Source organism: Prevotella sp. tc2-28, from assembly GCF_900107705.1.
Classification (GTDB): domain Bacteria; phylum Bacteroidota; class Bacteroidia; order Bacteroidales; family Bacteroidaceae; genus Prevotella.
This window is the reverse complement of sequence record NZ_FNRE01000006.1, coordinates 98,320-122,850: the sequence shown is the minus strand read 5'-3', so window position 1 is coordinate 122,850 and position 24,531 is coordinate 98,320. Positions and strand designations below refer to the sequence as shown.

Annotated in this window: 12 protein-coding genes; 8 read left to right on the top strand and 4 right to left on the bottom strand. The window is 53.2% G+C overall.

Features of this window, described 5'->3' with window-relative positions; genetic code table 11:
* The first annotated feature begins 7 nt into the window (after positions 1–7).
* The 8 genes from BLU47_RS07170 (at position 8) to BLU47_RS07135 (ending at position 14,604) form a co-directional block, all read left to right on the top strand.
* Positions 8–1,813 (top strand): RagB/SusD family nutrient uptake outer membrane protein, encoded by a 1,806-nt coding sequence (locus tag BLU47_RS07170; protein WP_091960609.1) that lies wholly within the window; start codon positions 8–10, stop codon positions 1,811–1,813.
* A 13-nt stretch (positions 1,814–1,826) separates the two neighbouring features.
* Positions 1,827–3,335, top strand: coding sequence for a DUF4960 domain-containing protein (locus BLU47_RS07165; protein ID WP_091960433.1), 1,509 nt, complete (start codon positions 1,827–1,829; stop codon positions 3,333–3,335).
* A 3-nt stretch (positions 3,336–3,338) separates the two neighbouring features.
* Entirely contained in the window at positions 3,339–4,889 is a 1,551-nt protein-coding gene (locus tag BLU47_RS07160; RefSeq protein WP_091960430.1) for a glycoside hydrolase family 32 protein, read from the top strand.
* A gap of 98 nt (positions 4,890–4,987) precedes the next feature.
* Positions 4,988–6,508, top strand: a complete 1,521-nt coding sequence (locus BLU47_RS07155) for an AraC family transcriptional regulator (protein WP_091960427.1) — start codon at positions 4,988–4,990, stop codon at positions 6,506–6,508.
* Positions 6,509–6,667: 159 nt separating this feature from the next.
* Entirely contained in the window at positions 6,668–9,796 is a 3,129-nt protein-coding gene (locus tag BLU47_RS07150; RefSeq protein ID WP_091960606.1) for a SusC/RagA family TonB-linked outer membrane protein, read from the top strand.
* A gap of 13 nt (positions 9,797–9,809) precedes the next feature.
* On the top strand, positions 9,810–11,543 hold the full coding sequence (locus BLU47_RS07145; RefSeq protein ID WP_091960424.1) for a RagB/SusD family nutrient uptake outer membrane protein: 1,734 nt from the start codon (positions 9,810–9,812) through the stop codon (positions 11,541–11,543).
* Between the two features lie 30 nt (positions 11,544–11,573).
* On the top strand, positions 11,574–12,956 hold the full coding sequence (locus BLU47_RS07140) for a DUF4960 domain-containing protein (protein ID WP_176780487.1): 1,383 nt from the start codon (positions 11,574–11,576) through the stop codon (positions 12,954–12,956).
* 37 nt (positions 12,957–12,993) lie between these two features.
* Entirely contained in the window at positions 12,994–14,604 is a 1,611-nt protein-coding gene (locus BLU47_RS07135) for a glycoside hydrolase family 32 protein (RefSeq protein ID WP_091960603.1), read from the top strand.
* 64 nt (positions 14,605–14,668) lie between these two features.
* Here the strand turns inward: BLU47_RS07135 and BLU47_RS07130 are convergent, their stop codons facing one another.
* From BLU47_RS07130 to BLU47_RS07115, 4 genes are read right to left on the bottom strand one after another with little or no spacing between them, the layout of a single operon-like run.
* Positions 14,669–17,335 carry a two-component regulator propeller domain-containing protein gene (locus BLU47_RS07130; RefSeq protein WP_091960418.1) on the bottom strand — a complete coding sequence of 889 codons (2,667 nt, stop codon included), beginning with the start codon at positions 17,333–17,335 and terminating at the stop codon, positions 14,669–14,671.
* 45 nt (positions 17,336–17,380) lie between these two features.
* A complete protein-coding gene (locus BLU47_RS07125; protein ID WP_091960415.1) occupies positions 17,381–19,957 on the bottom strand; it encodes a glycoside hydrolase family 2 protein in 2,577 nt (858 codons plus the stop codon).
* Between the two features lie 11 nt (positions 19,958–19,968).
* Positions 19,969–21,423 (bottom strand): sialate O-acetylesterase, encoded by a 1,455-nt coding sequence (locus tag BLU47_RS07120; protein WP_091960412.1) that lies wholly within the window; start codon positions 21,421–21,423, stop codon positions 19,969–19,971.
* A 9-nt stretch (positions 21,424–21,432) separates the two neighbouring features.
* A complete protein-coding gene (locus BLU47_RS07115) occupies positions 21,433–24,531 on the bottom strand; it encodes a glycosyl hydrolase (RefSeq protein WP_091960408.1) in 3,099 nt (1,032 codons plus the stop codon).

Here is a 24,531-nt window from a genome sequence, read left to right as displayed (position 1 = left end):
CATGTTTATGAACACCAAGATATTTAAAATATTCTGCGCAGGTATCGTAAGCTGCAGCTTTGCCGTCACGCTTACCAGCTGCGACAAATTCATTGAAGAGGAGCCTCGTGGTGTCATCAGCGGCGGAGAGGCAATGAGCGAGCCCGACAAGATGCTCACGGCAGCATACGCCAAACTGGGTGACGACTGGTACACCTATCCGTTTAACCTGTGGCCATACGGTGACGTAGCCAGTGACGACGCCATGAAAGGCGGTTCTGGTACCGGCGACACGGAGTATCACCATCTGGAAATATGGACCACCCTGTCAGCCCTGAACCCTGGCGGACACCTGGACGAGCTGTGGTATCAGCTGTACTGCTCGGTAAGCCGTTGTAACCGTGCCATCGTCTCTATTGCACAGAATGGTGACAAGTTAGGCGCCCAGCGTGTTGTCCGCGAAGCCGAGGCCCGTTTCCTCCGTGCCCATTTCTACTTCAAGCTGGTGCAGCTGTGGTATCGCGTGCCCTGGATTGACGAGGAAGTATACAGCAGCCACAGTGAGGAACAGACCCGCAACGATGTCTTCACCCATGAGGAACTGATGGAGAAAATCGTTGCTGACCTGAAGTTTGCCTATGACAACCTGCCCGAACAGCAGGCCGATGGCGGACGTGCCGACAAGATTGCAGCAGCAGCCTATCTGGCTCAGTGCTACCTCTACATGGCATGGGGTGACGGCTACGAAGCCAACACCGGCGTGAGCCACATCAACCAGGATTATATGAGAAAGGTGGTAGAATATACCGACGTGGTAAAAGCCTCACGCTATGACTATCTGGAAGACTTCGGCGACATCTTCCTCCCTGAGTACAAGAACTCGAAGGAGAGTGTCTTCGCCGTACAGCACTCTGACTATACCGACGACAATACGCTCTATGGACGTAATAACTGGTCGAACATGCTCAACGGATGTGCCGGTGTGTGGTCAATGGGACACGACTTCCACAAACCCACCCAGAATCTGGTTAACGCCTTCAAGACAAAAGACGGACTGCCCATGTTCGATAACTACAACGACAAGATAGACTATCCCGTGAACGGTGCCCCCACCGCCCAGAAGTGGGATCCGCGCCTCTTCCATACCGTCGGCATACCCTCGTTCCCGTATAAATACGAGTTGCTCGACAAGACGGTGGGTGGACAAAGTGTCAAGTTGCCCATGACCATGAACAACTCGCGTACACCGGCTGTCTACGGCTACTACACCTCGCTGAAGGAAGTGCCACAGCGCTCCAAGGGAGAGACCTTCCACAACCCCTGGCAGCATTTTGCCATGAACGACTACGTATTCCGCTATACTGACGTGATGCTGATGCGTGCCGAGGCCTTGATAGAACTGAACCAACTGGGTGAAGCCCGTCAGATTATCAATGACATCCGCCAGCGTGCCAAGAACTCTATTGACAAGCACATCGAGTATGCCAAGAACCAATGCCAGATAGAACTCTATCCCGCCAGCGACTTCGCCACCAAGGAGCAGGCTCGTCTGAGACTGCAGTGGGAGCGCCGCCTGGAGATGGCTATGGAGCACACACGCTACTTCGACCTGCGCCGTTGGGGTATTGCCTCGCAGACACTTAACAAGTTCTTCGAGACCGCCCAGAACGGAGTCTTCACCGGTACCAACGATGAGGGTAAGAAGGAAACACAGGAGTATGGCAAGTACTATAAGGATGCCCACTACACCAGTGGCAAGAACGAGTATTTCCCCATCCCCTACAACCAGCTCTACTACGTGCCGGGTCTTTATACACAGAATAAGAACTATTAAATAAAAACCGACTATGAAGAAGATTTCAATCCTATTGATGTCTGTGATGGCGTTGATGATAACCGCTTGTCAGAACAACGACATCGACCAGGCAGCCAAGGTGCTTGCTGCCCCTGACGCAGCACAGATACAGGGTGCACAGAATGGTGATGACTATACATGGACGTGGACTGCACCGAACAGTGGACTGCAGATGCGCGTCATCCTCTACAGCAACGGCACATTTGCCGGAGAAAGCACGGTCAGCGGCAGCAGCTATGTCCACAAGGACGTGCCTACCAATGTGAACTACGAGTATGTGTTCAAATGGACCGACGGCAAGAACTTCTCCGACGGTGTCGTCAAGAAGTACACCCGCAAGGGTGCCAGTCGCATCACGGGCGTTCAGATGTCGCAAGTGGAGAAACAAGGCGGCTACGATGCCCTGGTGGAGTGGAATACCCCCGAGGACGCTACGGAGGTCATCGTGACGGCTACCAACGGCCAGCGCACCATTTCAGAAAAGGTGCCCGCTACGGTTACCATGTTCTTAATCAAGGACGTACAGAGCGGCGACACCTGGGATGTCACCGTACGAGCCACTAATGGCGACGGCGACGCACTGCCTACTGCCAGTCAGCTGCGCATCGGTAAGACGGCCATCGGATTCCTCAGTGTCTATGCTTCTCCCGAAGAACTGATTGCCAATGGCGACGACGACGAGGCTTCAGCATGGCTCTGGCTGCACGACAACTACGCATCGGCTAAGTTCGTGCCGTTCAGCACCATCAAGTCGGTAGCCGATATCGAACCTTACCGCGTGCTGTTCTGGTTGCGCGACCTCGAAGGTGTCGGTGAAGGTGAGGTATGGAACATGCCTGACGACGTACAGGCGGCCACACCATTCATCCAGGCATGGTACAAGGCTGGCGGCAACATCCTCTTGTGGAGCCACGCTACGGTTTATATCGGACACCTGGGACGCGTCAGCCTCGACGAGCTGAAGTCTAACGACCGCAATATCAATACGGGCAAGGGTGGAATCAACGAAGACACCTGGCGCATGGCGGTACAGCTGAATCCTGGCTCACGATTCAAGAAAGACCACTCGTCGCACCCCATCTACAAAGGTCTTGAGGTGACCGACAGCTGGGACGGACGCACCAAGCTCATCGCTTTCAAGGGACCGGGCTTTACAGAAGACCATAACTGTCTGTTCTTCAACCTGCCCTCACTGTGGACCGGACTGGGCAATCAGGACGAGGCCTGCTACACGCAGCTCACCCAGCGCTTCGGTGTCTATCCTCTCGGCACTTGGGACAGCCAGATTGACTGGGTAAGCCAGTTCAACGTATGGGAGGCCCAGCAGGGTGAGACCGACTTCAAGGGCACGGTGCTCTGCATCGGCAACGGCGGTTGCGAGTTCTCCATGAAGAACCGCGACGGATCACCCGACAAGAGTGCCTATCCCAAGAACAACATCTATCAGGACAACGTGCTGCGTTTGGCCAAAAATTCACTGGAATACCTTAAAACCCGATAAGTTATGAAGACAAGGAACATCATCCGAACGATGGTTGCCGCCTGTATGACGGCCACCATCATAGGGTGCAGCGAAGGAAATACCGACCTTCAGTACAATTCACTCATTGACGACCCCCAGAAGGAGGAACCCTCCGATCCCTCCGGGCCCGATGAACCTCAGGGTCCCAGCAACTACGACGAGCTGTATCGCCCGCAGATACACTATACTCCCGCCAAGAACTGGATCAACGACCCCAACGGTCTGGTATTCCTCGACGGCACCTACCACATGTTCTATCAGTATAATCCCGAAGGAAACGGATGGGGTAACATGTCATGGGGACACGCCACCTCTACCGATTTGATACACTGGGAGGAACAGCCCGTCGCACTGACACGTGACGCCCTGGGCGCCGTCTTCAGCGGCTCTTGTGTCATCGACAAGAACAACACCGCGGGCTTCGGTGCCAATGCCATGGTGGCTCTTTACACCTCGGCAGGCGAGACGGGCGACGTCGCAGGCAAGCAACAGCAGTCGGTAGCCTACAGCACTGACGGCGGCAAAACGTTCACACGCTATGCCAACAATCCTGTCATCGCCAACAACGACGACAACCTGCGCGACCCGAAGGTGTTCTGGCACGAGGCTACCAGCAAATGGGTAATGGTGCTCGCCAAGGGATGGGCGCGCGGCTGTGAGTTCTATACCTCTGCCGACCTGAAGAACTGGGAGCACGCCAGCACGTTCGTCTACGACTTCCCCAACCGTCCTGGTTTCCAGTGGGAGTGTCCCGACCTCTTGCAGATGGGCGACAAGTGGGTGCTGTTGCTCAGTGTTAACCCACAGGGACCGCTGGTTGGTTCAGGCATGATGTATTTCGTGGGTCAGTTTGATGGCACCACCTTTACCCCCGATGCCCTCGACTATCCCTTGTGGCTTGACTACGGCATGGACAACTACGCCGGGGTGACTTGGTCGAACACGGGCAACCGTAAGCTGATGATAGGATGGATGAACAACTGGTCATACAGCGGCGACGTGCCTTGCTCACCATGGCGCTCAGCCATGACGCTGCCCCGCGAACTGCAGCTGGTTAACATCAACGGCAAACCCGTGCTCACGCAGACCGTCGTGAAGGAGATTGAAGACATTGCCGGCGAGTGGCAGCCTGCCGGTCCGGGTCTTGACGTCAAGGACGCCTACCAACTGCGCCTGACCATCAGCCTTGACAAACGCTCGGTGGTCACACTGTCGAACGCAGCCGGTGAACAGTTCTCCTTCGAGATAAGTGCCACGGAGCGCGCCTTGATAGCACATCGTACGGCAGCATCCGGCAAGACCGCCTTCAACGGTACCTTCTCCATCCCCTCCATGCGCGCACCGCTCTTTACCGAGGATAACAAGGTGACACTCGACGTGTTCGTCGACCAGTCATCAGTGGAGATATTCACCGACGACGGTACGCTGTCAATGACCAACCTCGTTTTCCCCAGTGCCATATATAACCACCTGGACATCGATGGTGCCGACAGCGACGCTTCGGTACGTCCACTGAAACGCATCTGGAAATAGTGAATTGTTCATTTCTTCGTCAAAAAACTGGGACATTATTTGGTAGTGTTCCAGTTTTTTTCTATCTTTGCCTGTGGAAAAAAATAATAAAACAAGCGATGAAAAAGTCCACCTTATTATTATATATAGTGCTGGCCGTGCTGCTGCTGACCGCCTGTAACGACGAGAAAACCTACCGGATTGGTGTGTCGCAATGCGGCGCAGGACAGTGGCGCGAGAAGGTGAACAGTGAGATGCTCGCCGCCCAGCACCTGTACGACCAGTCCGTGGAGGTCAGCATAGCCTGTGCCCATGACGACACCCAGCGGCAGATAGCCCAGATAGACTCGCTGGTGGACAGCGGCATCGACCTGCTGGTGGTGGCTCCCAACGAGTCGGCACCCATCGCCGACGCCATTGCCAAGGTCAAGGAGAAAGACATCCCCGTCATCTACTTCGACCGCAAGGCCACCGACGACCACTATACCGCCTTCATCGGCGGCAGCAATGTGGAGGCAGGTCGCATCGTGGGCAGCTACGTCAGTGAACTGGGTGGACAGCAGGTGCTGGAGATTACCGGCAGCATGCGCACGTCGCCCGCCCAGGAGCGCCACGAGGGCTTTTCCGGTGTGATGGAGACCCACCCCGAGGTGGACTATGTCTGGCAGGATGCCGAGTGGTCGTCGGACAAGGCATGCAGTATCATGGAAGAACGCGTGAAGACAGGGAAGGTGCCCGACATCGTGTTCTGTCATAACGACGGCATGGCCACCGGCGTCTACAAGGCCGTTGTCGAGCAAGGTCTGGAAGGGAAGGTGAAGATTATCGGCATCGACGGCTTGCCCGGTGAAGGCATTGAGTATGTGCAGCTGGGCCATCAGGTAGGTTCCTACATCTATCCCACCCACGGCGAGAAGATAGTCGGACTGGCCCTGGACATCCTGACGGGTAAGCCCTACGAGCGCGAGAACATCCTGCGCGGCATGATGGTAACCCCCGAGAACGTGGACCTGGTAGACATGAACGAGCGCGAGCTGATGGAGCAGAGTGCCCACATGATAACCATCAACGACAAGCTGGAAGATTACTTCGGACTGTATAACACACAACGGAAGCTGCTGGTGGCCAGTCTGGTGACCATCCTGCTGCTCGTCATCTCGGTCGTCATCGCATGGCGTGCCTGGTGGCAGACGAAGAAGACCATCCGCCAGCGCCAGTCGCTGAACGAGGAGCAGACCCTCTTCTACACCGACGCCAACCGCCGCAAGGTTGCCGAGATCTTCAGCACGCCGCAGGAGAAGCTGCCCACCCCGAAGAAGCAAGACACCCTGTTTGCCGAGCAGCTGAACGACGCCATCAGGAGAAACATGTCGAACCCCAACCTGAAAATGGAGGAGTTGGGCGAGGAGATGGGACTCGGTCGCGTGCAGCTGTATCGCAAGGTGAAGGCGATCACCGGAGTGACACCCGTGGAACTGTTGCGTAAGATGCGCTTGCAGGAGGCCTACGTACTGTTGGGCACCACGACGAAGACGGTGGCGGAGATAGCCTATGAGGTAGGATTTAACACCCCCGGATATTTCTCGAAGTGTTTCAAGGAAGAATATGGCAAGTTGCCGATGGACTTGCGGTCGGAATGAGCCGTTTCATCGGGATACAACGAATACACCTTTTTAATCAACATTTGTTTCATGTATCATTTTTCGTGCTCTCTGAACGATAATTGATACTTATATGCGCGAGGGTTGGTTATCTTTGCAGCACAAATTTCATATTTTACTAACCAATCAAACATGCAAATGAAACAAGCAAAGAGATTCTTACTCAGTTTCCTGTCATTGCTGCTGTGTACTATAATGTACGCGCAACAGGAAGTGACAGGTACGGTGACTGACGCTTTCGGCCCAGTCATCGGTGCTACTGTGATGGAGAAAGGTACCTCCAATGGTACGGTGACCGATTTCGACGGTAACTTCAAGCTGAAAGTCAAGCAGGGCGCAACCCTGGTGTTCAGCTATGTGGGTTACCTGACTCAAGAACAGCCTGCACAAAACGGCATGCAGGTAGCCCTGCAGGAGGACAGCAAGCAGTTGCAGGAAGTGGTGGTGACAGGTTATACCACCCAGCGCAAGGCTGACCTGACCGGTGCCATTTCAACGGTCAGCGTAGACGAGATGGCCAAGCAGAACGAGAACAACCCGATGAAAGCCCTGCAAGGTCGTGTACCGGGTATGAACATCTCGGCAGACGGTTCACCATCAGGTGCTGCTACCGTCCGCATCCGTGGTGTCGGTACGCTGAACTCCGGTGTAGACCCCCTGTACATCATCGACGGTGTGCCTACCACATCAGGTATGCACGAGTTGAACGGTAACGACATTGAGAGCATCCAGGTACTGAAGGATGCCGCCTCAGCCTCTATCTACGGTTCGCGCGCTGCCAACGGTGTGATCATCATCACCACCAAGCGTGGCAAGAGCGGACAGGTGAAGGTGAATCTGGATGCCAGTCTGGCCATCTCGACGTATGCCCACCGCATGAAGGTGCTGAACGCCGAGGAGTGGGGACGCGCATTCTGGCAGGCCAATGTCAACGACGGTGTGAACCCCAACAACAATTCGCTGGGTTACCATTTCGACTGGCAGTACGACCAGAACGGCAACCCGCAGTTGAACAAGGTGACCATGCAGAAATACCTGGACGACGCCAACACGATTCCCGCATCAGACACGGACTGGGTCAAGGAGACCACCCGCACCGGTGTCATTCAGAACTACAACGTCAGCGTGAGCAACGGCTCGGAGCGCGGTTCAAGTTTCTTCTCACTGGGCTATTACAAGAACCTGGGTGTCATCAAGAATACCGACTTCGAACGCTTCTCAGCACGTATGAATGCCGACTACAAGCTGTTTGGCGACATACTGACCATCGGTGAGCACTTCACGCTGAACCGTACCAGCGAGGTTTCGGCCCCTGGCGGTTTCCTCGGCAATGTGCTGCAGTACAACCCCTCGTTCCCTATCTATAATACGAAAGGCGAGTTTGCCAACCTGACCGGCAGCTATTCTGACCGTGAGAATCCGGTAGAAGTGCTCGACCGCATCAAGGACAACCGATACACCTACTGGCGTACCTTCGGCGACGTGTTCATCAGCTTGCAGCCTATCAAGAACCTGACGCTGAAGACCACCTTCGGTATTGACTATGCACAGAAGAAGCAGCGTTTCTTCACCTATCCTGTCAAGAACGGTAACGTGGCCAACAGCGACAATGCCGTCGAGGCCAAGCAAGAGCACTGGATGAAGTGGATGTGGAACGCCATTGCCACCTATAACCTGGAAATCGGTAAGCACCGTGCCGACGCACTGGTGGGTATGGAGCTGAACCGTCAGGACAACGAATACTTCTCAGGCAAGCGCTACGAGTATGCCGTACTGACTCCCGACTATATGTGGCCGGATGCAGGTTCAGGCCGTCAGCAGGCCTTCGGTTCGGGCGACGGCTTCTCACTCGTGTCGTTCTTCGGTAAGATTAACTACACCTACAACGACAAATACCTGGCCAGCGTAACGGTACGCCGTGACGGTTCCAGCCGTTTCGGTAAGAACAACCAGTATGGTACCTTCCCGTCAGTCAGTGCCGGTTGGCGCATCTCTGAGGAGAAGTTCATGGAGCCTACCAAGAAATGGCTTGACAACCTGAAGCTGCGTGCCTCATGGGGTCAGACCGGTAACCAGGAGATTTCCAACATTGCCCGCTACACCATCTATAAAGCCAACTACGGTGAAGCCCAGTTCGGTGGACAGAGCTACGGTACGAGCTACGATATCCAGGGAACGAACGGCGGTCACACCCTTGACTCAGGTTTCAAGCGCGACCAGTTAGGCAACGACGACATCAAGTGGGAGACCACCACGCAGACCAACCTCGGTTTTGATTTCGGACTGTTCCACAACTCACTCTACGGATCGTTCGAGTGGTACTACAAGAAGACCAAGGACATCCTGGTGTTCATGCCCGGTATCGGTATCATGGGTGAAGGCGGTGACAAGTGGATCAATGCCGGCGAGGTAGAGAACAAAGGTTTTGAATTCAATGTGGGCTATCGTGGTTCGAAGGGCCACTTCAGCTACGACATTGCCGGTAACATCAGCACTAACCGCAACAAGGTTACCAAGCTGCCCGAGACCATCGCTTCGAAGGGAACCTTCGGCGGTAGCGGCGTGAAGAGTGTCGTAGGTCACCCCATCAACTCGTATGTGGGCTATATCTATGACGGTATCTTCAAGAGCCAGGAAGAGGTTGACAACCACGCCACCCAGGAAGGTGCTGCCATTGGTCGTATGCGCTTCAAGGATATTGACGGCAACGGTATCATCAACGAGGCCGACCAGGACTGGATATACGATCCGACACCCGACTTCACCTACGGTCTGAACATCTACCTGCAGTACAAGAACTTCGACTTCACCATGTTCTGGCAGGGTGTTCAGGGTGTTGACGCACTGACCACCGTAAAACCCGGTGACGACACGAATGGCGGATACAAAGTACAGACAGACCTCTGGGCCGGTGTGAACGTGGCCTATCTGAACAAGGGAGACCGCGTGCTGGACGCTTGGACGCCCGCGAACTACGGTTCCAACATTCCCGCCCTGTCACTTTACGATAATAATAACGAGAAACGCTTCTCGTCATACTATGTAGAAAATGGTTCATACCTGAAGTTGCGCACCATACAGCTGGGTTACAACCTGCCGAAGTCGCTGACAGAGAAACTGCACATCACCAAGATTCGCACCTATGTCTCTGCCCAGAACCTGCTGACCATCAAGAGCAAGAAGTTTACAGGTGTAGACCCTGAGAATCCGCTCTTCGGCTATCCTATCCCTCTTAACGTGACATTTGGTTTTAATGTATCATTCTAAAAACGAAAGCTATATGAAAAAGATATTGAATATCATCTGTACCGCCTGCGTGGTTTGCGGACTGACCGCTTGCTCTGACTTCCTGGAAGATCAGAAGCCGCAGGGTACGCTCTCGGAAAACGAGGTCAATACCCCTGAAAAGGTAGACAACCTGGTAATCTCAGCCTATGCTATCTTCACCACTGCCGAGGATATCAACTCTTCGTTCTCCATGTGGAACTTCGACGTGCGCAGTGACGATGCCTACAAAGGCGGTTCGTCAACCAACGACGGTGACGTGTTCCACCAGCTGGAGGTGGAGAAGGGTGTGCTGACCACTAACTGGAACATCAACGATATGTGGGTGCGTCTGTACAAGACACTCTCACGTGTGAACACTGCCATTGCCGTGATTGAGAAGTGCGATGACAGCTATCAGCTGAAGGCTCAGCGCATGGCAGAGATGAAGTTCCTGCGTGCCTATGGTCATTTCCTGCTGAAGCGACTCTACAAGAACATCCCCTTCGTGATGGATGCCAACATGTCAGAGGAGCAGTACAACACGCTGTCGAACCGCGAATATAACAACGACGAGGGTTGGGCTCTCATTGCCAAGGAAGTGGAAGAAGCCTATGCCAATCTGCCTGTGAAGCAAGCCGACAAGGGCCGTCCCACCAAGGCTGCCGCTGCTGCCTTCCTGGCAAAGATCTATCTCTACAAGGCTTATCGCCAGGATGATGCCAACACCAACCAGGTGACCAGCATCAACCAGGACGATCTGAAGAAAGTGGTAGAATACACAGCTCCCGCTATCTATGAGGCAGGAGGCTATGGTCTGGAGAACGACTTCCATAACAACTTCCGTCCTGAGACCCAGTATGAGAACGGCATAGAGAGCATCTGGGCCATCCAGTACTCCATCAACGACGGTTCTACATACGGTAACCTGAACTGGAGCTACGGACTGATCGTACCGAATATTCCTGACGTGACCGATGGCGGCTGCGACTTCTACAAGCCTACGCAGAACCTGGTCAACTCATTCAAGACCAATGCCGATGGTCTGCCTATGGCCAACTATAACGATGCCAATTACGAAATGACCGTTGACAATGCCGACCCACGCCTGTTCCTCACCGTAGGAATCACCGGTCTGCCTTATATGTTCAACAAGAAATATATCATGGACAGAACACCGGCATGGAGCCGTTCGGGTGGTATCTATGGCTACTACGTCACCTTGAAGCACAACGTAGACCCCGACCTGATCGGTTCATACCTGATTCGTGGTTCCTACTGGGCATCTCCGATGAACCGTATCGTCTTCCGCTATGCTGACGTGCTGCTGATGCGTGCCGAGGCTTTGGCACAGCTCGGACAGGGCGATCAGGCCATTCCGCTGGTTAACCAGCTGCGCGAGCGTGCTGCCAAGAGCACCCAGATGATAGCAGACTATGAGAGCCGCTACGGCGTGCATCCTTACTGTAAGCCCTATACCGGTTCTTATTCAAAGGATGAGGCTATTAAGATTGTAAAGACGGAGCGCCGCCTGGAGATGGCTCTGGAGAGCGAACGCTTCTTCGACCTCGTTCGCTGGGGTGACGCGCCTGCTGTCATTACCAGTTATGTCACCAAGGAGAAAGAACGCGTGTCTTACCTCGGGGAAGCACAATTCACCCAGAACCGCGACGAGTATCTTCCCATTCCTCATGAGCAGATATCCTCATCGAATGGCCATTATGTCCAGAACATCAACTGGGGAAAGTAAAAATCAATGAAAACCAGAAAAAAGAACATTATGAAGACAATAATATATTCTGCATTTGCATTTCTGATGTCTGTCATGGCACTGACAGCATGCTCAAGTGACAATGTCAGCGGATTGGCTTTGTCAGGCGATTGCATGGTAGAATCGTTTGAACTCGACGGCACCTATACAGGTGTTATAGACCTGTCAAAACGTACCATCAAGGTGAAAGTTCCTGTTGACTTCAATGGTAAGTCGCAGATGAAGATTACCAAGCTCGGCATCTCGAATGGCGCACAGGCTAATATGGCTGTCGGTATGGTGGCTGACTTCTCGGCTGCCCAGTCATTACATGTCACTAACGGAGACCTCTTCCTGGACTGGACGGTGAACGTGAAGAACGACGAGGCTCGTATTACCTCGTTTATCATCAACGACACCTACAAGGCTACCATCAACGACGAAGACCACACGATTACGGCATTCCTGCCTTCAACTGTTGACGTCAGCAAGATTATACCTACCATTACACTGAGTGAAGATGCTACCATCACACCTATGGGCGGCGTGGTAACCGACTTCACCAATCCTGTTACCTATACTGTAAAGGACAATACGGCAACAGCAACCTACACGGTTACAATTCAGACCGTAAGTGCTCCGAAGGCCATCTTCCTGGGCAGCGCCAAGGCTACCAAGATAGAAGACCTCGTCGGTGAGGAACAGGAGGCTTGTAAGTGGATGCTTGCTAACGTTGAACAGTCTGTCTTCGTATCATGGGGCGATATGGCCAATATGGACCTCTCGAAGTGTGAAGTCATCTTCTGGCACTGGCAGCACCAGCCGTCAGAGAACCTGACAGACTTTGAGACCGGTGCCACTTCGACAGCAATGGCTTACCGCAACAAGTTGCTTGACTACTATAAGAACGGCGGTGCCTTCATCCTGGGCCGTGCGGCTGTCAACTTCGCTGCATCGCTGGGTGCTGTCAAGGATAAGCTCTGTGCAAACAACTGCTGGGGTGCCAATGACGACGGTGGTGATATCATCAATCCCGGTGGCGAGTGGAGCTTCCTGCCCAACGACGCTTCTCACCCCATCTGGCAGAACCTCGTAGGTGGTAACGACAAGATTATTACTACCGATGGAGGATACAAGATATCCAACTGCGTATCTCAGTGGGGTGCCTGGAGCTTCAACGGCTTTGCCGATTGGGAGGCAAAGACAGGATGCAAGGCCCTGGGACATGGCGGTGACGGTGCCGTCGTCGTCTGGGAGGCTCCTGCCTACAACGGAACGTTCGGAAAGGGTGGTATCATCTGCTTCGGTTCGGGCTGCTATGACTGGTATTCTCCGAATCCTTACGAGTCATATTACCACGAGAATGTAGGCATTATGACAGGTAATGCTTTCAAATACCTTTCGGGAAAGTAAATAATGGCGTTTAACATTTTTATCAATGAATAAAGTTATGAAAACAACGATATATTCTGTATTCGCAATCATGCTGTCAGCCTCTGGGCTGATGGCATGCAGCGACGACGATTTCGGACCAGACCCTGCTAAGAACTGGGCAGAAACGACCACCTTCTTTGCACCTACTGATGATGCAGGATTCAATACTTATTTCATGCCTGCAATTGGCCGTGTGGGTGATCCGATGCCTTTCTATGATAAAAAGGCCGGCGAGTTCAAGGTGCTCTATCTGCAGGAGTTTGACAACAACCCCCCGTTCCGCTTCCACCCCATCTGGGGCTTGAGGACTACAGACGGTGCCAACTACCAGTCGATGGGTGAGGTGTTGCCTACGGCTACCAACGACTATGCGCAGGATGCCGCTCTGGGTACTGGCTGCGCCGTGTATAACGAGAAGGAAGGCCTGTACTATATCTATTATACGGGACATAACGGCAATTGCAGCAGCCGTGAGGTCGTGCTGCGCGCTACGTCGCCTGACTTCAAGACATGGACCAAGGATGTGGCGTGGTCGATCAAGGGAGTAGAGTATGGCTATTCGGGCAATGATTTCCGTGACCCGCAGATCTTCACCACCGATGACGGTGTCTACCACATGGTCATCTCTACCTATCCCTCATGGGGCGGTGATCCCAAGTTTGCTGAGTTCAAGTCTAACGACATGAAGACATGGGAGCATGTGGGTATGTTCAATATGATTTGGGACCGTATGCTGGAGTGTCCTGACATCTTCAAGATGGGCAACTACTGGTATCTCGTGTTCAGCCAGAGCAACAGAGCTTCATGGAGCCGTAAGGTGAAGTACATGGTGGCTACGTCATGGGAAGGGCTGAAAGACTGCTTCAACAGCGGTCCTAAGTGGCCTGCCGACGGTCCTCTATGGCGTGAGGGAACACTTGACACACGTGCGTTCTATGCTGCCAAGACGGCTTCCAACGGTACAGACCGTTATATCTGGGGATGGAGTCCGTATCGTTCGGGAAAGGACATCCACGAAAAGAACATCAGTGTAGGTGCCGATGGTGAGCCCAACTGGAGTGGTGCACTGGTTTGCCACAAGATTATCCAGCATGAAGACGGAATGCTGACGCTGGGCGCCGTGCCTGCCATAGCAGCAAAGTATACGAAGCAGCAGCCTGTCAACGTGATGGCCAGCAATGGGTATAACAACGGCACGCTGAGCGGTGAGGGTGCCTATGTGCTCTACAACCGTCTGGGCACTTGCAACCACATCACGTTCACCGTGAAGACTGCCGGTGACGCGGATAAGTTTGGTGTATCATTTGTCCGTGATACTGATGCCAAGAAGTATTACACCATGATGGTTAATCCCGAGGAGAATGGTACTGCACGTAAGGTGAACTTCGAGCAGGAAGGTCCAGAGGGTAAGGGATATATTGACGGTGCTGACGGCTATGGCTTCTATCGCCCGGCAGACAACACTTATAAGGTAGACATCTATACCGACAACTCGGTGGTTGTGATGTACATCAATGACAATGTATGCAGCACACAGCGTATCTATGGCATCCAGAAGAATTGCTGGAGCATCAACAGCTACGGTGGCAGCATTACTGTCAGTGACGTGAAGGTTAGCCAGCAATAGTTGGTCATTGAACTAAAAACGAAACTGGAACATTACTTGGTAGTGTTCCAGTTTTTCTTATTCTTTATTGCTGATTGATGAACTCGCGGGGCGACATACCGTAGCGCTTGCGGAAACACTTGCCGAAGTAGCTGGGATCCTTGAAACCGGAACGGTAGGCTATCTCGGTGATGTTAAGGTTGGTGGTCTGCAACAGCTCGGAAGCGTGGCTGAGACGGAACTCCTTGATAAGGTCGACAGGAGCAAAGCCGGTCACGCCTTTTACCTTCTTGTAGAACGCAGAGCGCGACAGTCCCATCTCGTTGGCCATATCGTCAATGTTGAAATCGCTGTTGGCAATGTTCTGGCGGATGATGCGATGCAAGCGGTCAATGAATTCGTCACCATCGTTGGGCTTGGTGGTTAGCTTAGCCAGTCGCTGACTGATGTATACCTCGTTGCGCATGCGGTTCATCTGAAGAATGGTGCGCACGATGAGCCATGTCACAACGGCTGCAATACCAAGGTAGATGAGGTATGCCCACCAGGTGGCCCACCAAGGAGGCAGAATGCGCAGGGTAAGGCGGGCAGTAGACGGAAGAACGGCTGACCGTGACGCATCGGACAGGTCGGAGCGTGTCTCGTCGATGGTTTCTACGACGAAGGTGTAGTTGCCAGGAGGAACCTCGTTATAGGAGGCCAATCGATGAGCACCGGCATAGTGCCAGTCGCGGTCGTAACCTTCGAGTCGGTAACGGTAGCTGAGTTGGCTGTTGTCTTGGAACTTGAGTGCAGCATACTCGAAAGTAACCGAATTCTGATTGTGCTCCAATTCGATTTCGTGGGTGTAGGGGATAGCCGTCGTGCCTGACCAGGGCTGGTTGTCGGCGGTGATGTTGACGATGAACGTACGGTAGTCGGTCTTGCTGGTCTGCAACTGTTCGGGGTTGAAGATCAAAAGTCCCTGTCTGGTACCTATCCAAAGGTGACCGTTGGCACAGCAGCAGGCAGAGGTCTCTTCCATCGTTACGTTGGGGATGCCATCGTAGCGGTCGAAGTTACGGATACGCCCTGTCTGCTGGTTGTAGCATGACAAACCTCCCTCGGTGGCAAACCATAGACGTCCGTGCAGGTCTTCGGTGATGGAGTAGATGACATCGTTGCGCAAGCCCTCGCGAATGCCGAGGGGTTCGAAGCGGATAGGCTGCTTGTCGTAGATGAGGCGTTGCAGTCCGCCTCCAAAGGCTCCTACCCATATCTGTCCGGTATGGTCGCGGTGCAGGGTGTAGATGTCATTGTTGGCAAAGGCCGTTTCAGCGGTGTTCTGATACGTGGTGAAACGGATGTCCTCAGGGCGCTTGAAGTCACCGTTGAGGCTCATCAGTCCGTCGATGGTACCCACCCAGATGCGCCCGTTCTGGTCTTCGGTGATGTTGCGCACCTCGGTGTAGAGTCCGTAGGCAGGGTAGTGCTTGAACCCATGTCGCTTGTTATAGAAGGCCAACTGTCCGTCGGCTTGTTGCACGACAAGGTTGAGACCTCCGTCAAGCGTACCTATCCAGATGCGTTTTTTCGAGTCAATAAAAGTACAGTATACGTTGTTGCCACTGATGCTGGACGCCAGACCGGCTTGATGGCGATAGTGTGTCAACTGATAACCCAGCGGCTGGGAAGCGTCGGGGATGCCCACCACCAATCCGTCGCCTTTGGTGGAGAGCCACAGCCGTCCCTGACTGTCCTCCATGGCGTGGTAGATGGAACCGATGCCGTACTGGGCATAGGGTAGGCTCTTAAGCAATTGTCCATCTGGATGATATACATAGACGTCACGGCTGCGCGTGCCCACAATGATGTTACCTTGGCGCGTCTGATAGATGCAGCGCACCCCTGTTATGTTGTTGTCAGGCAAAGGCATAACGTTAAAGGCGTGACGAGGCTTACTGATGCAGTAGATGCCATCGGATACGGTAGTCACCCAAAGCAGACTGTCATGGTCCTGATAGAGTTGCTGATATTTCTCGATGCCTGCTTCTGTGGCCATCTGTAAGGCTCGTTCATACTGCTGTTGCTGGCGACTGTCGTCCTTAGCCATAGCCTCTTGCAAACCACCTTTCTTCTTAGGCCAGGTAAAGATGCGATAGTCACGTCCCACGTAAGCCCAATAGTCGTTTGTGGAGGCAGTAATATCTTCGCGTAACTGAAAAGACTGAGGGTCTGTCTTGCCTTGTGCGTCAACCAGTTTACGGATAGAGAAATGCCCCTTCTGGTCAGTTGTAGCCATCAGTAGTGTCTTGTCTTTGGTGAGCAGCAGGATGCGTCCTTCGTCAGTACACTGAATCTTGATAACCTGGAGATTTCTGGCAAACTGTTTCAGTTCGTTGTATACGGCATGAAACTGTTCTGTCTGCGGATTAAATCGATAAAGTTTCCAGTCGACGGTCTTCAGCCAAAGCCATCCCTGAGCGTCCTCGGCGATGCTTTCTATCTTGCGTGGCGGATTGTCGGAGGCTTTGTTGACGGGTTGGTTGTAAGCGATAAACTTGCCGCCGTCGAAGCGGGAGAGTCCGTACCACGTGCCAAGCCACAGGAAACCATCGTGACTGCGAAGAGCGCACATCACGTTGTTGGAGGGCAGTCCATGGGCTGTCGTATAATGTTCAGAAATGACGGAGGGTACCGGCTGCGCCCAGCCAGCAGTTACCAATATCAGCCCCGGAAGAAGGCCTAAAAAGAATCTTCGTACCCTTGTCATGGCGACAAAAGTACGAAGATTTTTTGAATCGGCAAAATAAATCGGCTATTTCTGTATTCCGAAGTCGGCCTGTTGGGCCTCTACCTCCTGGAGCAGCTTGGCTTTTTCTTTCTCGGAGAGGGTGTTGGGCTTATTGGCCTCATGGGGCTTATGGGCCTCATGGGGCTTATTGGACTTATGGGTTTCGGTGAAGCACATCGGCAGGTCGTATGCCACACTCTCGATTTCCAGTTCTGCAGGGGTGGGGGCATGCGTTCCAGGGAACTGTACCTCCGCCTTGATCTTGATTTTTCCTGCCTGGCGGGTAGAACGAATCAAAACGGGAGCAGAGCCCCATTCGACGGCACGCGGATTGGCATTGATGGCGGCATCGCCAATAATTTCGCCTTCGCCCTCAATGGTGAAACGGATGTTCTCCTTGGCCAAGCGGCGAACATGTCCGAGGTCATCAGTAACCTCACAGACAACGACTACGAAGTCAGAACCGTCAGCAACCAGCTTCTTACCCATCTCGTCAACGTAAAGGCGCAGCTTTGTACTTCTGCGTGAAGGCATCTTCTCCTCGCAGCAAACTACCTTGCCGCCAATGATGCCTTCGGCTACCATCTTTACGTTCTGCCAGTTGCGTTTGGTGTAGCTCCAATCGCGTGCCTCGAAGAAATCCCAGGCATCGCGGAAGACTACCGGTTGTGAAGGTGCATGACCTGCCTCGTGAGGGACGGGTAGTGTCCAGCAGTGTTCACCGTCGAACATGGTCAGGCGGACACTGTCGCAGTTGGAGAAGACGGTGACGTCGCGCTCCGAGAATTGCGTCATCTCATGGGCAATGGATACGATGGGCTGTTCCGTGGATTGCTGTAGCACGGCAGCAAACATATTAAATGCGGTCTTTTTCTGACGGAAGGCGTCGTAGATACCTCCCCAGTATGGGTCGGGATGATAGCCGCGCTGATGGTCGAAAGGATGCCACTGGCAACCTCCGATAAACTGTCCTGTAGTCTTGTATAGTTCGTCAGTGGAACGGAAGAGGCTCATGGCCTGAACCAGCATGGGGCGCTCACCCCACGAACGGGAAGCACGGTTGAGGTTGTTATGGGCATACCAGTCGTCTACCAGTTCGCCGAACTCACGGGTGAAGATGCACTGTTGGGGCTTGTCGGCCTTGAAGTCGTCGCCAGGCCATCCGTATACCACGTCATAGTGGTCGGCAACACCTGCAGAGTGAACGTCGGCAGCAGCTACGGGACGATAGGGATAGGGATACTCGTCTCTGGTAATCTGTAGGGCCTGCAAAGCAAACGCCTCCGGATAACGTGTCTCATTCAAGATGGGTTCCCACATGAGTACACAAGGATGGTTGCGGTCGCGGCGGATGATGCTGCGCGTGTTCTGGTGTACCTTCTCGTCCCATCCCTTATCCTTGTTCCAATACTGCCATCCCGGGGTGGCTACGATGATGAAAAGTCCTAACTCGTCGCAGGCATCCATGAACGACGGGTCTTGTGGATAGTGAGCTGTGCGGATGATGGTGAAGCCGGCTTCGCGCAATCGCTTGGCATCGCGCCATTGCTGTGAGTTTGGCAGCGCATTGCCCACATAGACAAAGTCCTGATGACGATTAGCACCTACCAACTGGTGATAGCGCTTGCCGTTGAGCCAGAATCCGTCCTTGCCGCGGAACTCGAACGAGCGGATGCCGATGCGGGTGATGCCACCATCCAATGACTGGCGTCCATCCTTGATGCGGGTAGCTATCTGATAGAGATAGGGGGTTTCGGGACTCCAGAGTCGTGGTTTCTTCACCATGAAACGCAGGACTATCGTCTTGGCCTCGCCAGCCTTCAGAGAGACGCGCTTCGACACTGTTGCACCAGAAGGGCTAAGGGTTTGTTCTATGGTAACCGTTCGCGAATGGTCATCGCTGTTGCGTACCTCTGTGTTGACATAGACCTCTGCGCTGCGCTCGCTGATGTTGGCATAGTGAACGAAGATGCCACCGCCAGCCACCTGCTGCTCTTCGACAGCATCGGTGATAGCTACCTTTGACTTGGCAATGAGCCACACGTCACGGTAGATACCACCATGATAGGCAAAATCGAGTGTCATCTGCTTCTTGCCAGGAGGGTAGGTCTTGTCATCGCTATTGTCTGCACAGATAGCCACGACACACTCTTCGCCTGCCGAGCAGCCCAGGGAGGTGAGGTTGACGTTAATGGGCAGATAGCCACCTTCATGCTCCTTTACCTTCTGTCCGTTGACATAGATAGTCTGCTTGCCCATGATGGCCTCAAAGTGAAGGATTGCATCGCGCCCAGCACATTCATCAGGTAGTATAAAGTGTTTTCGATACCAGGCAATACCCTGGTAGTTGCGACATCCACTGGCCTCGGCGGGCATTAATTGTACGGTATGAGGCGTAGAGACCACCTCCCAGGCCTTATCGTCAAAGTCCTTTTGTGCAGCTTGTGCCACGTCACCCAGATGGAAACGCCACCCCGCATTGAAGTTCCACACTAGCCGGCCACTGTTCTCCAAGGGGAAAAGTCCGGCAACAGAGGTTTGCGCCTTTAAGGGTAAAAGCGTCAGGAGAAATAAAGGGAGAAGGGAAATAAGTCGTCGCATAAGCTATGAAATCATTTAGGGTTGTTATAGTCCTCCTTGCTGGTAGAGGGTGCCGCCGGGAGCTTCTCCCAGTCATCAGACCGGAAGGAGGAAACGGGAAGTCCGTCGTGCATCAAGTCGCCATCGGCCCAATCCTTGAACGCATAGCGTACTGCAACAGGTTTCTTCACCTGGTCGCATGTGATGTAGACACGGTTGCGGCTCACCCATACCTTGCTTGCGGGGTGGAACACGCGGTCGGCACCTGCCACTTCAAAGTTGTTGCTGGTGGTGCCGTGCTCAAAATATACCCACTCCTTAGAACGGTCAAAGGAAACAACAGCCGTATCGTTCTGGAACACGACCTCCTTGTATACGGCAAAGTCGGGAAGGCCTTTCACGTCGTAGGTGTTTGCCAGTGCCAGTAGTGCCAGGCGTTCACCTGCCTGACGCTTCTTGCGAGGATGTATGCCATATTCCAGTCCGGCATCCATCAAGACCGCCATGCGGGCATTGGCAATCATTGATTCTGCCTTTGCCTGTTGTTCACGCAGATACTGACTGCCCTCCCATTGGATGAGGGAATAGTCGTAAGGCGCTATCTGACAGTAGTAGAAGGGGAATTCGCCTTGTTTCCAGTCGCTGCGCCATCCTTCAACCATCGCCTTGAGCAGTGGGGCATAGAAATCATAACGCGGCACATTATCCTCACCCTGATACCAGATGGCACCACGCATGCCATAACCGATGAGCGGCTTCAGCTGGCCGTTATAGAGTGCTGTAGGACAGCGTTGTTGCAACTTCTTCACATCCTCGTCGGTAATGGTCTGCTTTACCTTCGGGAAGGCTTTCAGCCAGTCAGCATTCATCCAAGCCTCGCAGGCCGATCCGCCCCATGAGGTACAGATGAGTCCGACGGGTACGCCAAGAGCCTGACGCAAGGCACGTCCGAAATAATAGGCTGTGGCGGAAAAGTCGCGGACACTTGCTGTAGTAGCCTCGCTCCATTGTCCCGTGACATCCTTTTCTGGGGTTAGCGAGGCATGGCGCTTGACTGTGAACAGGCGCAGTTGGTTGTCTTTGCAGCGAAGCAACTCCTCCGTAGTACCCTCCACGGGCTGCTGTTTGAAGCCTTTCATCTGCATCTCCATGTTGGACTGGCCTGAGCATATCCAGACTTCGCCAATCATGACGTTGTTCAGCGTGACGACATCGCCATCTTTAAAAGAGATGGTGTAGGGGCCACCAGCCTCAGGGGTTTTTACGGTCACTTGGAAATAGCCGTCCTTGCGCGCCGTTGCAGGATAGGACTTCTTGTCCCAAGGGGTGACAACCAGAATCTTCTTTCCTGGTTCTGCCCAGCCCCACAATTTGCATTCCGACTGTTGTTGCAGCACCATGTTGTCGGCAAAGAACTTCGGAAGCGTGACCTTGGCACTGGCTGTGACACTGATGAGCGCGGCGAGGGCGCAGAAAAGTCTTCTCATAAAACTCGCTTATTTCTTAATCTTTAATATAGGCTGGGTCAGCAGGCCGGCAGGCAACAGACCATTGCCGTTGGTGCGGTATTTGGCATTTGTCCAGATACCCTGATAGGGAGCCTTGCCTTGATCGGCACCACGTAGGGCGTTATGCCAGGTGTTGACCACTTCTATCTCCAGTTTGTTGTTACCTTTTTTCAGTGCTTTGGTAATATCTACCTCGTAGGGACTTGCCCAGGCATAGCCACAGTCGACACCATTTACCCAGACATGGGCAACGTCCTTAACGTTAGGCAGTGCCATGTGTACATTACTCTTGACTTTGCCACTAAAGTCAAAGCTCGTAGTATAGCGGGCATGGCCACTGAAGAACTTGACCTTGTCGTTGCTGCTCTTGCTCCAGTCAAAGAGCTGGTCAGCCTTTTGACTGACTCCGTTCTCGCTGAACTTGATGTCCCATCCGCTGCAGTTGATAGCCTGCTCCGTCCATACTGGAGCCTTGTCCTCGACACCTTGGTATTGGGCACCAAAAGCAGCCTTTGTCTGTGCGAATAGTACGAAGCAGGACTCGTAGGGAGCCAGCGTGATAGTGCCATCACCCAGCGACTCGTACTCGTCGGTCTGGGCGCGGTAGATGGTAGCTACGGACAACTTGCTGCGGAAGGTCGGCTTGAACGTCATCGCCTTATCCTGCTGGTTAGACAGGAAGTAGATCTCCTTGTCATTGCTCTGACGGTGACAGAATGCAATACCCTCAGGCAGCACTACGTCAGGTGTAATGCCGTTGAGCATTGTCGACTGATAAGGACGCTCAACAATCTGAACACCCTGTTGGCGCAGTTCGTTGATTCTCTTGCTCACTTCCTCTGAAACCGAAACACCTATGGGGATGACCAGCATCTTGTAACTAAAGGGACGGGTAAGCAGGGCGTCCTTGTTCATGGAGTCGTATTGATAGCCGTGCAGCGGATTCACCCAGTCTTTCAAATCAAGGATACCTGCCGCGTGGCGTACGCCAACAGGAGATTCTATCATAGGTTGTCCGTCGTTGGCAAGCCGTTTTTGTTCAGCGGCTATGCGCTCAGGCCCAAACAAACCAGGCAGTACGTTCACCAACTTGTCAGGTGTAAAAGCCCGACAAGGAATCTCTTCGCCTGTGTAGACAGCGATGTCGACAACGGGTTTACCCTCTTGCAGCAGTGTCTGGCAGCGTGTGATATAGTCTACGAAACCTTTCGCCTCAGGGAACCATGTCTGGTCGCGCTGGAAGAAGAGTCCTATACCATCGAGCGTCATACCCGGTTTTCTGTCAAGCCATGGGTTATGTGTGTTCACATGGAAGAAGAGCCTATTCATACCCAATGCGAAGTTACGATCCAACAGAGGCTTTACCATAGCCGGTGTCTCGTCCCAGACACCACGAACCTCTGTGAATCCCTCTGCCTGTATGATGTTCTTTCCATAGACGTGAGCGGCACTGATGGCATCCAACATGTCGTTGGGCTTGTCGTGAGTTGGTGAGTTAAGCCAAAACTCGCCCATGGGAGCATCGGCATACCGGAAGTGGCTCATACCGTCAGAAACCATCGTAGGAGCCACATTTTCGAAAGACACCTCCACACCATACTGACGTGCTTTCTCAGCAACGGTGGCAAAGAAAGCCTCATTCTTCAACTCTTCGATGGTCTTGCGTACATCACGTAGAATGATGTCTGCGTGAGCATAGGGTACACCAGCCATGACGGGCAACACCTGTAGGATGTCATAGCCGCGACGGCGGGTGAATTCCTCAGCAAAACGAGGACTCCAGTTCTGGCTACCACACTCCCAAGAGTCAACATGCAAGAATTTGACCACCTCATGATGGGGACGTTTCATAAATTGACCGAACCAGTTGTCAACCTGTTTGGCAACAGCCTCACGTGAGAACTTGTCGCACTCTAGACCCTGACCACCGCCGGCAGTTGCATTGGTATGTCCTGTTGATGTATAGCCCATACGCAGTACGCGGTAGGTACCACCAATCAGGTTCAGCTCACAGACGTCACCCTGCATCTTGGTTGTTACAACTTGGTTGAAGAAGGTCATATCCTTACGGCGTACATCCTTTTCAGGCGTATCGGGTGCGATGCGGTAAACCAGACCGCTCTTCCCTTCCCAGTTGTCAATCGCTGGGAGTGTTCCTAGCTTGAGGTCCTTCATGCGGAACACGGGTTTCCACTTGGCGGCATCCAGGTCCTCTGCACCAGGCTCTGTGCCGGCAGGTGTCCACTCGAAGCGGAAGAAGCGGGCCTTCGTAGGCGGTATGCTGAATGTCGTATTGTAATCGGTGTTCTGCCATCCTTGTCTGGGTGGCACCAGTTGTTTTACAGTATGGAATCTGACACCGTCGTCAGAAGCTTTCACCAGTAAGCGTTGGCATTGTATGTTATTGCCCGATGACTCTATCTCAATATTGAATATCAGTGTGGGCTTGGCGAACTCGTACTGCAGCCAACAAGCCTTGTCGGCACAGTAGACACCTTTATCGTTCTTCTTTACCTCTGGCGAACATTTTGTCTTCCCTTTTTTGAAAGAGTACTTGGTCTTCAAGTCGGCATAGCGGAAGGCAAAGGTTTCTTGATTGAGGTCGGAAACGGGGATGACGTAGACGGCAATGTCCTTGTAGTAGTTCTTATAATGCTGAGGCTTTGGCATTTTAAACTTATGATAGCCTCCGCGGACGATGGTATCGCAGAACACAATCTTCTGCATAGACTCCTCAGGTTTGATCCAAGGACCACCAGCCAATGCAAAGCCGTCGCAGATATGAATGCCCATGCCCAGTCCAAGACGGTCGGCCTCTTCGAAGGCGCAGTCTGTCATCTTCCAGAAGTTTTCACTCATGGCGTTAGCCTGACCTTGGTATTCCGGGTTCTCTGCTGCCCCGCGGATGGGCATCAGGTAACAACCTCCCAGGCCTACGTTCTTCATAGCTTGCAGGTCGGCTTTGATACCTTGTTCTGAAACAGCCCCATACATCCAGTACCAGAAGGTCCAGGGTTTTACCGTTTCAGCCATGCTGGAACCTGTTGTAAAGAGTAGTGTGAATAGCGAAATAATCAATTTCTTCAT